The sequence below is a fragment of the Helicobacter cetorum MIT 00-7128 genome, assembly GCF_000259255.1.
Taxonomy (GTDB): Bacteria; Campylobacterota; Campylobacteria; order Campylobacterales; family Helicobacteraceae; genus Helicobacter; species Helicobacter cetorum_B.
In genome coordinates this window covers 1,435,497-1,448,786 of record NC_017737.1, presented here as the reverse complement: position 1 = coordinate 1,448,786, position 13,290 = coordinate 1,435,497, and the positions used below count along the sequence as shown (strand labels likewise).

The window sequence follows — 13,290 nt, the reverse complement described above, 5'->3', positions numbered from 1 at the left end:
TATTTAAATGAATATTAAATAAAACAAGGAGTTATAAATAAATGCGAAGTCATTTATGTGCAGAAATTTGCGAAAAAGATGTTGAAAAAAGTGTCAAGGTTGCTGGGTGGTGCAATACTTATAGAGACCATGGGGGCGTAATTTTTATTGATTTAAGAGATAAAAGTGGTTTGGTGCAATTAGTGTGCGACCCTAGCTCTTTAGCTTATGAGAAAGCTTTGGAAGTGCGCAATGAATTTGTGCTAGTAGCCAAAGGAAAGGTGCGTTTAAGAGGGGAGGGGTTAGAAAACCCTAAATTAAGGAGTGGGAAAATTGAAGTCGTTTTAGAAGATTTAGTGATTGAAAATAAGAGCGCTACCCCACCTATTGAAATTGGCGATAAAAGCGTGAATGAAGACTTACGCTTGAAATATCGCTACTTAGATTTACGCTCCAAAGAGTCTTATGAAGTCTTTAAATTACGCAGTGATGTAGCTCTAGCTACTCGTAATGTTTTGGCTAAAAAAGGCTTTTTAGAAATTGAAACACCTATTTTATCTAAGACTACTCCAGAGGGCGCAAGAGATTATTTAGTGCCTAGCAGAGTGCATGATGGCGCATTTTTTGCTCTCCCACAAAGCCCGCAATTATTCAAGCAACTTTTAATGGTAGGGGGAATGGATAGGTATTTTCAAATCGCTCGTTGCTTTAGAGATGAAGATTTGAGAGCTGATAGACAGCCAGAATTTACGCAAATTGATGCCGAAATGAGTTTTTGTGATGAAAATGATGTGATGGGCGTGGTAGAAGATTTATTACAAGAGATTTTTAAAGTAGCAGGGCATGCTATCTCTACGCCTTTTAAACGCATGCCTTATAGCGAGGCTATGGAAAATTATGGGAGCGATAAACCGGATTTGCGTTTTGAGTTGCCCTTAGTAGAAGTAGGGGATTGTTTTATGGATAGCTCAAGCCCTATTTTTTCTAATATCGCACAAGATTCTAAAAATAAACGCATTAAAGCTTTGAATGTCAAGGGGGCTGATGAGAAATTTAGTCGTAGCACTTTGAAAGAATTAGAAGAATTTGTGCGTAAATTCGGAGCGCAAGGGTTAGCGTATTTGCAAATTAAAGACAATGAGATTAAGGGGCCTTTAGCTAAATTTTTAAGTGAACTTGGGCTTAAGACTATTTTAGAGAGAACTAACGCACAAGTTGGGGATATTGTCTTTTTTGGAGCAGGGGATAAGAAAATCGTATTAGATTACATGGGGCGTTTGCGCTTGAAAGTGGCTGAAATGCTTAATCTCATTGATAAAGATGCCTTAAATTTCTTATGGGTAGTGGATTTTCCTATGTTTGAAAAGATTGATAATGGCTATCATGCTTTACACCATCCCTTTACTATGCCTAAAAATTTAGAGTGCCAAGATTTAGAAGAAATCAATTCTATCGCTTATGATGTGGTGCTTAATGGTGTGGAGCTTGGTGGGGGAAGTATTAGGATTCATAAAGAAGAGATTCAAAAGAAAGTCTTTGAGAAACTTAATATTAGTGAGGTTGAGGCACAAAATAAATTTGGCTTTTTACTAGAGGCATTAAAATTTGGTGCACCCCCACATGGGGGTTTTGCGATAGGCTTTGATAGATTGATTATGCTTATGACTAAATCTAGTAGCATTAGAGATGTGATAGCATTCCCTAAAACGCAAAAAGCCTCATGTCTATTGACTGATGCGCCAAGTTCTGTAAGTGAAGAGCAACTAAGAGAATTACACATTCGCTTAAGAAACCCTAAATAAATTTTAAAAAAGGACAACATTTGAAACAACTATTTTTAATTATTGGAGCCCCCGGTAGCGGTAAAACCACTGATGCAGAGATGATTGCTAAAAATAATAGCGAAAAAATCGCTCATTTTTCCACGGGGGATTTATTGAGAGCTGAGAGCGCTAAAAAAACAGAGAGAGGCTTACTCATTGAGAGTTTTACTTCTAAAGGTGAATTAGTGCCTTTAAATATCGTAGTAGAAACGATTCTTTCAGCGATTAAAAGTTCTGATAAAGAGATGATTTTAATTGATGGTTATCCTAGAAGTGTGGAGCAAATGAACGCTTTAGATAAGGAATTAAACGCTCAAGATGAGGTTATTTTAAAAAGCGTGATTGAAGTAGAGGTAAGCGAAAGTGTTGCTAAAGAGAGAGTTTTAGGGCGCTCAAGAGGGGCTGATGATAACGAAGTGGTGTTTAATAATCGTATGCGAGTGTTTTTAGACCCATTAGCTAGTATTCAAAACTTCTACAAGGCTAAGAATTTGCATAAAACTATCAATGGCGAAAGAAGTATTGAAGAAATTGTGAGTGAAATGCAAGAGTATATTTTAAAGCATAGCTAATGACACAGGTTTATATTATTTCCTTAAAAGATAGCAAAAGGCGTTTGGATACTGAGGAATTAGTTTCTCAAGCCAATATTGATTTTGAGGGACATTGTGCTTTTCATATCTTTGATGCCATTAGTCCTAAACATAAGGATTTTGAAGAATTAGTTAGAGAGTTTTATGAGCCTAAAAGTTTATTAAAGTCTGATTGGTTCCATTCTGATTGTTGCGATGGAGGATTATTGCCTCAAGAATTGGGGTGTTTTCTAAGCCATTATTTTTTATGGAAAAAATGCCTAGAATTGAACGAACCTATCATTATTTTGGAAGATGATGTAGCGCTAGAACCTAATTTTATTCAAGCTTTAAAAGATTGCTTGAAGAGTCCTTTTGAATTTGTGAGATTTTGTGGGGATTATTGGGGCTATCATCATACATATTTAAATGCTTTGCCTATTTATGATAATGGGATTACCCCCCCCCCCCCACCCAATGAAGAATCACAACCTATTCAAGGAAGTTTCTTGGCTCATATGGTGCATAGGGTTTTATACTTTATAATATATAAAATTTTTAATAGAATATTTCATTTATCTTTATATTCAATTGTTTATCGTTTTTCAAGAATAATTAAAAACTTACAAAGAAGCCATTATAAAAAGCATGAAAAAGAGACTTTCTTTTTAGAGCGTTTTTATCTCACAAGTGTATATGTTGGAAAAACTGCAGGTTATTATCTTACACCTAAGGGAGCAAAAGCTTTTGTAGATGCCACTAGGAATTTTAAAATGATAGAGCCAGTAGATATGTTTATGGATAATCCTGCTTACACAGATATAGCTAGTATAACTTATATTCCTTGTGCCTTATCATTAAATGAGCATTCTTTAAATAGCACTATTGCAAATCAAAAACCTGAGCTTTTAAAGTCTTATGCTTTGCCTAAAGCACCTAAAAAGTCGTATTTTAAAAATCTTTTTTATTATGCGCTTAATGCAAGAAAGCGCCAAAAGGCTTTTAAAAAATTTTATGAAAAATATGCTTATTTGAAATCTTGCAAAGATTTTTAGAGACTTTTGACTTTTTTTATATCAATTAACCTCCTAAATCTTTTCATACCTTTTCAAATCAAAACTACGCTTTTTAATTAAGGCGTAGTTTAAGAATATTTTGTAATTTTTGTATAAAAATTGTTATTTTTACTTTTTATATAATTATATATTGTAAAATACAAATACAAATACAAATACAAATACAAATACAAATACAAATACAAATACAAATACAAATACAAATACAAATACAAATACAAATACAAATAATAATCATTGTTGTTGTATTAAAATAGTTTTTTTATGCTAGAATAGAGATACATTTTTTTAAAAAAATTGTTGTAAAACTTATATTTTAGGATTTTAGTATGATAAAAATCCTAAAATTGATAAAAGGAAGGAAGCGTGCGCTTAGGAATTAAGATTATTGGGATTGTGTTCTTAGCTTTGACATTATTAGGAACATTTGTTATTTTCATTACTAATTACAAGCAACATAATTTGTCAAGAGATTTTATTGAGCTTGTAGATAGTCAAAATGTCAAAAATAGGAAAAATAGTCTCGCCTATACTGAATGGCTCATTGAGCATGCGATTAATAACTATTATACGAGTTATGATAAGAAAAAGGCCTTAGAGCTTACGCTTAATTATTATAAGCAAATCAACAATGCCAAAGGCATGGTTTATATGGTAGCTGTGGATAAAAAGGGTGTGGTGCTTTTTGACCCAGTTAACCCAGATACTGTGGGTAAAAGTGGTTTGCAAGCAAAAAGCCAAGATAATGTCTATTATGTGCGTGGCTATGTAGAAGAGGCTAATAAAGGTGGGGGCTATACCTACTATAAAATGCCTAAATCTGAGGGTGGCGTGCCAGAGCCTAAAATTGCTTATAGTAAATATGACCCCATAAGCGATATGATTATTGTTGTTACGGCTTATTTTTCTGATATTGAAAAGCAAACCGGTGCTTTAGAGCTTATGGCAAAAAAAGATATTATGAAAAGCGCTGAAAGCGTATCCTTGTTGATTGTAGGGATTGTAATTATTGCAGTTGTTTTATCAGCTTTTGTGGTGTTTTATACAATAATTAAACGCCTATCTAAAATGTCTCTAAATATTTCTGAATTTAGTCAAGGAGATAAGGACTTAACCAAGCGCATTGAAATCATTAATCCTAATGATGAGATTGGAAAAGCAAATATCCAAATCAATGCTTTTGTAGAAAATATCCAATCCTTTGTGAATGTGATTAAGAAAAATAGTGATTCTAATAAGGAAATGGCAAAAGTTCTAAGCACCAATATTAGTGCGACAGCAGAAGGCATGAATGAAAGAAATGTCATGATAAGTGCGATTAAAGAAAAGACTCAAGCCATTAATGAGCGCATGGATACTTCGGTGCAAAAAGCCAAAGATAGCCAAAAGAATCTCACTAATACTCAAAACATTATTCATGGGACTAATGCCTCTATTACGGATTTATTCCAACAAATTAGCGATGCGGCTCATACTGAAGAAGAGTTAGCCAATAAAGTAGAGCAATTAAGCAAGAATGCTGATGATGTGAAATCAGTCTTGCATATTATCAATGATATTGCTGACCAAACCAATTTATTAGCCTTAAATGCCGCTATTGAGGCTGCAAGAGCAGGTGAGCATGGAAGAGGCTTTGCAGTAGTGGCTGATGAAGTGAGAAACCTAGCTCAAAGAACACAAAAATCCTTAAGTGAAATTAACTCTACTATAGGCTTAATTGTGCAAGAAATTAGTGATGTAAGCTCACAAATGAATCTTAATTCGCAAAAAATGGAGGAATTAAGCGAAGTAAGCTTAGGGGTTCAAGAGCAATTTGACCAAATGGGAAGAGACTTAGGCGTAGTGGTTCAAGATGCTAATATCACTATTGATGCGTTTGTAGAAACCGGGCATAACCTCTCTGAAATTGCAAGAGAAATTGTAGATATTGAAAAAATCAACATTAAAACTTCAGAAGAGACTGCTACAATGACAGAAGTTGCTACTAATCTTGGTAATGCTACTAATGAATTAGATGCCACTATCAATCAATTTAAATCCTAAAATAAGGCTTTAATAAGCGAGCTTAGGCTTTCTTATTGGGGCTTATAAATTGAATTGATTCTTTTTATAAAAAATTACACCAACTCTATTTTTTTTATCTTTCAAGTTTTTAGAATATAAAATTTTTTTCAATCAACATGATTTACAAATAGAGCTTTATTTTTTAATTTTCTTTTTTAGCATTAGTGTTTTTTTGGTTACAATAGCTTTTATAAAATCAAAAAAAGGCAATAGTGTGCAACAAAATGAATGCAAGGTAAAACAAGAAATGATTATTAATCTCAAAAATTCCGTCTCTCTCTCTCTCTCTTAAGAAGAAACTAACACTCTATTTATTCCAATTACCTACATAGACTTATATAACTTCTTTTTGTGCTAAACGCACAAAATATTATCCACACACATACACATAAATAAAAAATAGTTTTTATCAATTTTGTTTTTTAGGCTTAGTAGTCATATATAACTAGAGGCTTTTTTTAAATAAAAGCCATTGATTAAATTTCTAAATAAAAGAAAAAGGAATATTATAAAAATGAAAGTTCAAGCAATGATATTTAATAAGAAATTCTTAAAAGCCTCATTAGTCTTAAGCGTGTTTTTAGGTGGAAAGGAAGTGTTGGCAAAAGATTGCTCCACAATCTTTTGTGATAAAGCAAGTAAAAATACAAAATCTATCTTGCTTAAACCAAAATCTTTTTTAATGTTTGATAGTAACAATCAGTTTGCTACTAGCGTTCCCCTTGATAATCTTAAAGGACAAAGCGTTAATTATGCTGGTAAAACTTTTAGCAACTCGGTTAATTTGTATAATGGGACTATTGATAACTACAATGGCAATCATAGTTCTACACTAGTTTTTAATGGGATTAATAACCAATTTAAGAATACTACCTTTAATAATGGTCAGCAAAATGGTAGCTACAACAACAGCATTACCTTTGGCGTTTCAAATAGTAAAAATACTTTTAATGATGTTACTTTTAACAATGCTAATGGCAATAATTGCCAAATTTCTTATGGTAACGCTATTGCTTGTAACGACACCCTAACTTTCAATGGAACTAATATTTTCACTAATGGAGTTGCATTTAATGGTGGTAGCAATGTGTTTAATGGCACCAACACTTTCGCTAATGGTGTCATATTTAATGGCGGTAGTTCAACTTTTAATAACTCAATCACTTTCAATGGCTCTGCAAAAAATACTATCAATAACTATGGTGGTTCTAGCCTAACTTTCAATGGTGCTAACAATCAATTTAATAATTCTATTTTTAACAATGGCAAACAAACAAATTATGACAGCAACAGAATTACCTTTGGCACTTCAAATAGTCAAAATGCTTTTAATGATGTTACTTTTAATAATAATAATTATTATAGAACTCTAACTTTCAATGGTAATAACACTTTCACTAATGGAGTTACATTTAATAGCGGTATCAATACATTTAATGGAACCAACACTTTCACTAATGGCGTTACATTTAATGGTGGTAGTTCTACTTTCAATGGCAATGCAATCTTTAATGGCTCTGCCAAAAACACTATCAATAACTATGGTCGCTCTAATCTAACTTTCAAAGGTGCCAACAATCAATTTAACAATACTACTTTTAATAATAGTCAGCAAAATGGTTATTATGGTTATTCTGGTAACAGCATTACCTTTGGTATTTCAAATAGTCAAAATACTTTTAATGATGTTATTTTTAATAATGCTAGTAGTGGTAATAATTGCCAAGACGATAATGGCAACTATATTCCTTGCGCCACCCTAACTTTCAATGGTAATAACACTTTTAATGATGTTATTTTTAATAATGCTAGTAGTGGTAATAATTGCCAAGACGATAGTGGCAATATTCCTTGCACAACCCTAGGCACAACCCTAACTTTCAATGATAATAACACTTTTAATGATGTTATTTTTAATAATGCTAGTAGTGGTGATACGTGCTATGACGATAATGGCAACTATATTCCTTGCACCACCCTAACTTTCAATGGCACTAACACTTTCACTAATGGAGTTACTTTTAATGGTGGTCGTTCTACTTTTAATAATTCAATCACTTTTAATGGTTCTAAACAAAACACTATCAATAACTATGGTGGCTCTGCTCTAACTTTCAATGGAGCCAACAACCAATTTAAGAACACTACTTTTTACAATGGAAAACAAAATGGTAGCTCTAATAACAGTATTACCTTTGGCGCTTCAAAGGGTCAAAATACTTTTAATGATGTTATTTTTAACAATGCTAATAGTAATAATTGTCAAGACTTTGATGGAGGCACTATTACTTGCAACAATACCCTAACTTTCAATGGTACTAACACTTTTACTGATGGGGTTAGTTTTAGTAATGGTAGTGCAACCTTTAATGGCGGTAGAGGTATTTTTGACACCAATGTTACTCTTAATGGAATTACCATTGATAATTCTAATGGTTCTACCATAATTTTTAGGGGAGCTAACCAATTTAAGAATACTACCTTTAATAATGGTCAGCAAAATGGTAGCTCTAATAACAGCATTACCTTTGGTATTTCAAATAGTCAAAATACCTTCAATGATGTTACTTTTAATAGTAATGCTTATAGTTGCCAAAATTCTAGTGGTGTTAGTATTGCTTGCAACAACACCCTAACTTTCAATGGTAATAACACTTTCACTAATGGTGTTACATTTAATAATTTTTATAGTAATAATACTCTAACTTTTAATGGTGCTAACACTTTTACTAATGGCGTTACATTTAATGATAGTAGTTCAATTTTTAATAGTTCAATCACTTTCAATGGCTCTGCCAAAAACACTATCAATAATTATGGTGGCTCTACTCTAACTTTCAGTGGCAATAACAACCAATTTAATAATGTTGCCTTTAATAATGGTCAGCAAAATGGTTATAACAACAGTATCACCTTTGGTACTTCAAATGGTAATAGTCATAATACTTTCAATGATGTTACTTTTAATAATGCTGGTGGAAATAATTGCCAAGACGATAATGGCAACTATATTCCTTGCACCACCCTAACTTTCAATGGCACTAACACTTTCACTAATGGCGTTACTTTTAATGGTGGTAGTTCTACTTTCAATGGCACTAACACTTTCACTAATGGCGTTACTTTTAATGGTGGTAGTTCTACTTTTAATGGCAATGTAACATTTAATAATGTTATACAAAATGCCATCAATACTTATAATGGCTCCACTCTAACTTTCAAGGGTGCTAATAACCAATTTGATAATGTTACCTTTAATAATGGCAAACAGAATGGTTATCACAACAACAGCATTACCTTTGGCACTTCAAAGAGTCAAAACACTTTTAATAATGTTACTTTTAATAATGCTAGTAGCGGTAATAATTGCTACAACTCTAGTGGTAACACTATTCCTTGCAAAAACACCCTAACTTTCAATGGTAATAATACTTTTACTAATGGGGTTACATTTAATGGTGGTAGTTCAACTTTTAGTGGCAATGTTATATTCGATAGTGCCACCTTGAGTGGTAGTGGAAACTTTAGTTTTAATAATGGCACTATAACCTTTCAAGGCATTGATACTCTAAATTCTAGCAATTCACCTTTTGATAATTATGGAGGGCATAACTCTAATGGCGATAATATTGACTTTGCTAGCAATAGTGCTTTAAATCTAAACTATTCTTTGGATATAAATAACATTTATAGCATTATTGATACAAGCGGGACTATTAATTATGGCAACCTAAGTGATTTATACAAGCTTATAGAAATTGATGGCATTAAAGGCAGTTTAGATAAGATTGTCTCTAACACTCTTAATAACAACGCTACACTAGCTCAAGCTAATTCTATTGATGAAACCTATGATGTAACTTATGATAATGTTAATGGTAAAGACATTACCTTGCAAGAAACTTTTACTAATAACTCCATTAGTGTTAGTGTTGAAAAAATCACTAAACTTAGCCCCAAGCAAGCCAACACTGAAACTTATAACCAAGACTACTCTAGCGCTCAAAAAGACTTAAATACAGCAAACACTGATACACAAGCCAACACTACAGCACAAGCTAGTGATAAAACTCTTGCTACCTCTAACCCTACAACAGTAGGTAATGATTTAACACAACTAGCCAAAGACGCTAAAGCAGTAGCTAGTGCTCAAAACACCCTACAACAAGACTTAAGTAACGAGCAACAAGCAATAGGTACAAGCAACTTTGATACATACCACAATAATATTGCAAGCGATGAACAAAATCTAGCCAATGCTGAACAAGCATTTACTAATGAACAAACCACACTACAAAATGATGTAAAGATAGCACAAGAGGAACAAAAGGCTAAAGAAAAAGAACAAGCCCTTAAACAAGCCAACACTCAAACTTACAACAAAGATAATTCTAGCGCTCAACAAGACTTAAACACAGCAAACACTGATACACAAGCTAACACTACAGCACAAGCTAACGATGAGAGTATTGCCCAAAATAGCTCTAGTGTTGCCAAAGATTTAAAACAACTTAACACAGACTCTCAAAACATTACTAAAGCTCAACAAGCCTTACAACAAGACTTAAGTAACGAGCAACAAGCAATAGGTACAAGCAACTTTGATACATACCACAATAAGATTGCAGGCGATGAAAGCTCTCTAGCTAATGCCGAACAAGCATTTGCTAATGAACAAACCACACTACAAAATGATGTAAAGATAGCACAAGCAAAGCAAAATCAAAACACTAATAATCCACATGTAATAAGTGGTAATGGTAATCAAGAAAATCATAATAAGCATAATAAGGTTATAGCTCATCATAGCGATAGCTCCAACAAGGAAACAAATAACAATAATCCGCATATAGCAAATAACCCTCACCAACAAGCCACTCACTCAACACCAAGCATTCCAACCCCACATAACAACCAATCCCCACAACCTAAAACCACTCACTCAACCACAATTCCCAATAGTGGCTCTAACCCTAACCCAACAACCCCAACTAAAATAGCTATCAATGGAACACCTATCACTCTAGCTCCAAATTCCTTTAAAATAAATCAAACCACCACTTCTCTCTTGCAATTACAAAATAACCTTAGTGAGTTAAAAACAGCATTAGAAACAAATCAAAACCCTATGCTTAATTCATATGAGAATACAAAAGCTTACAAGGAGATTACTAAAGACTTGAATAATGCCTTTAGTCTTATTAAACAAGTTAGTGATACATTAAACAACAACTCTAAAGTAAGCCTTACTTCTTTAAACAACCAAATGTCTAATGCTAATGAGGTTTTAAACACATTAGCTACACAAATACAAAATTCTATAGATAGTAGTGTGTCTAATGGCAATGACAATAAAGAGAACTTAAAGCTATTAGCTAATACTCTTAGTGTTATTCAAAACGCTAGTAAAGTAGTTCATCAAGCACAAACTAATATCTCCCAAGTAGCCACAAGCTCTATTACCTATACACAGCCTACTACTCAAACCCAAAGAACTAATAGCTCAGCTTATGGACTAGATATCCAAATAGGTTATAAATACTTCTTTGGTAAGAAAAAGCATTTTGGTATTAGAGGTTATGCTACTTACTCTTATATGTATTCTAACAATAGCAATAACAACAATAACAACAATAATCTAATAAAAACTAATCACCATACTTATGGAGCAGGTTTTGATTTCTTATATAACTTCTATGAGAGTAAGAATAGTCTCTATACTACAGGTATTCTATTAGGAATAGAATTGCTAGGTTCTACTTGGGATAATTCAAACTATGCTCTATTAAATGATTATGCAAAAGATATTAAAGCTTTAGGGGGAAAAGCACATATAAATACTAGTGTCTTTCAACTTCCTCTAGTTATAGGCTTTAGAAGTAATTTCTCTAAGCATAGTGGGATTGAATTAGGGTTTAAGATTCCTTTAATTACTAATGATTATTTTACAAGTAATCTAAAAGATTATAAAGAGACTATTATCTATAGAGATAATGTTAATTTGTATTTTAACTATGTGGTGAATTTTTAATTAATGGGTATGATTATTATTTGAGTTGTGAGCCTAAAGGGGCATTTTATGATAAAATCCAAGCTTGATTTAATGCCATTTAAAAAGGCATATTTTTGAGGAGATTAAAATGAATTTAGACAAATTAGAAGTAAGTCATGATGCTAACAGCTTGCATGTAGTGATTGAAATATCCAAGCATTCTAATATCAAGTATGAGCTAGACAAAGATAGTGGGGTTTTAATGGTAGATAGAGTGCTTTATGGGGCGCAAAACTATCCAGCAAACTATGGCTTTGTGCCTAACACTTTAGGAGCAGATGGCGACCCGGTAGATGTGCTTGTATTAAGCGATGTGGCTTTTCAAGCTGGAAGTGTAGTCAAGACTCGCTTGATTGGGGTGTTGAACATGGAAGATGAAAGCGGAATGGACGAAAAATTGCTTGCTCTACCTATAGATAAGATTGACCCTACTTATGCGAATATTAAAGATATTGATGGAGTTTCTAAACACATTTTGGATAAAATCAAGCATTTTTTTGAGACCTACAAGGACTTAGAGCCTAACAAATGGGTTAAGGTCAAAGGCTTTGAGAATAAAGAAAGTGCGATTAAAGTTTTAGAGAGCGCTATCAAAGCCTATCAAAAATAATCCTAGTTTTTTTAAAAGGAGGGGGAGATAGAGGGGTTTATAAAAACCCTTTATATTTTACTTTTTATAATATATTTTAAAAACAAAATAAGCAAATATTGGCTTTTATTACAGACCCCCCTAAATTACTTGATTATTTAAACCCTTAGTTTGTCTAATTAGTTTAAAAAAGTAATTTTATAGCTTTTATAGCTTGTTTAAATTATTCAATCAGTTATTTTTAAAATCAAAACATTTTCATTGAAAGCTATTAAACTTAGAGTATAGTTATAAGAGGTCTTTTATTTTAAGGGGTTTTTTATGGATATTTACTTGCTGTATGTTGTTATTGGGCTTATTACTGGGGTGTTATCAGGGGTTTTTGGTATTGGAGGGGGAATGGTCGTAGTGCCGATTATGCTAACAATGGGGCATACCTTTGAAGAGGCGATTGGGGTTTCTATCTTGCAAATGGTGTTTTCCTCTCTCTTTGGCTCGTATTTGAATTTCAAAAAAAAGGCTTTAGACTTTTCTTTGGGCTTATATGTAGGAGTAGGGGGGTTAATAGGGGCGAGCTTTAGCGGATTGATTTTGAATATGGTATCTTCTAAAATCTTAATGATTATTTTTGCGTTTTTGGTGCTGTATTCTATCGTGCAATTTGCCTTTAAAAAAGAAAATTCTTCATTGCAAGCTCAAACAACCTTTAAAATCAATAATCATAAAAACCAACACCTGAAATTAGTGCTTATTGGCGCTATTACTGGAGTTTTTGCGATTACTCTAGGAATTGGAGGGGGTATGCTTATGGTGCCATTGATGCATCGCTTTTTAGGGTATGATTCTAAAAAATGCGTGGCTTTGGGGCTATTTTTTGTATTATTTTCTTCTGTTTCTGGGACTTTATCTTTAGCTCATCATCAAGTGATAAATCATGAAGTTTTTTTAGTGGGTATTATGGTGGGCATTGGTTCGCTTATTGGGGTAAGTGTGGGGATTAAGCTTGTGGGAATGTTAAGCAAGCAAACTCATAAAATCTTGCTTTTAGGGGTTTATAGCTTGTCTTTTATGGCGACTTTATTGAAGATTTTTTCAAATTAAAGGGGATTTTATTGGGGGGTCAAAACTCTTTTAT

7 protein-coding genes are annotated in these 13,290 nt (G+C 33.0%); all 7 read left to right on the top strand.

The features are described from left to right. Positions 1-41: 41 nt before the first annotated feature. The 7 genes from aspS (at position 42) to HCW_RS06675 (ending at position 13,256) form a co-directional block, all read left to right on the top strand. Positions 42-1,781, top strand: a complete 1,740-nt coding sequence (aspS, locus tag HCW_RS06705) for an aspartate--tRNA ligase (RefSeq protein WP_014661470.1) — start codon at positions 42-44, stop codon at positions 1,779-1,781. 20 nt (positions 1,782-1,801) lie between these two features. Then, positions 1,802-2,374 (top strand): adenylate kinase, encoded by a 573-nt coding sequence (locus HCW_RS06700; RefSeq protein WP_014661469.1) that lies wholly within the window; start codon positions 1,802-1,804, stop codon positions 2,372-2,374. Continuing rightward, positions 2,374-3,429, top strand: coding sequence for a glycosyltransferase family 25 protein (locus tag HCW_RS06695; protein ID WP_014661468.1), 1,056 nt, complete (start codon positions 2,374-2,376; stop codon positions 3,427-3,429). Before HCW_RS06700 ends, HCW_RS06695 begins: the two co-directional genes overlap by 1 nt. Positions 3,430-3,816: 387 nt before the next feature. Beyond that, the gene (locus HCW_RS09890) at positions 3,817-5,493 is read left to right on the top strand and encodes a methyl-accepting chemotaxis protein (protein WP_014661467.1); all 1,677 of its coding nucleotides are present in this window, start codon (positions 3,817-3,819) and stop codon (positions 5,491-5,493) included. Positions 5,494-6,028: 535 nt separating this feature from the next. Continuing rightward, positions 6,029-11,545, top strand: coding sequence for an outer membrane beta-barrel protein (locus tag HCW_RS06685; RefSeq protein WP_014661466.1), 5,517 nt, complete (start codon positions 6,029-6,031; stop codon positions 11,543-11,545). 109 nt (positions 11,546-11,654) lie between these two features. Further along, the gene (gene ppa, locus HCW_RS06680) at positions 11,655-12,176 is read left to right on the top strand and encodes an inorganic diphosphatase (protein WP_014661465.1); all 522 of its coding nucleotides are present in this window, start codon (positions 11,655-11,657) and stop codon (positions 12,174-12,176) included. Between the two features lie 300 nt (positions 12,177-12,476). Beyond that, positions 12,477-13,256, top strand: coding sequence for a sulfite exporter TauE/SafE family protein (locus HCW_RS06675; protein WP_014661464.1), 780 nt, complete (start codon positions 12,477-12,479; stop codon positions 13,254-13,256). The last annotated feature ends 34 nt before the right edge of the window (positions 13,257-13,290 follow it).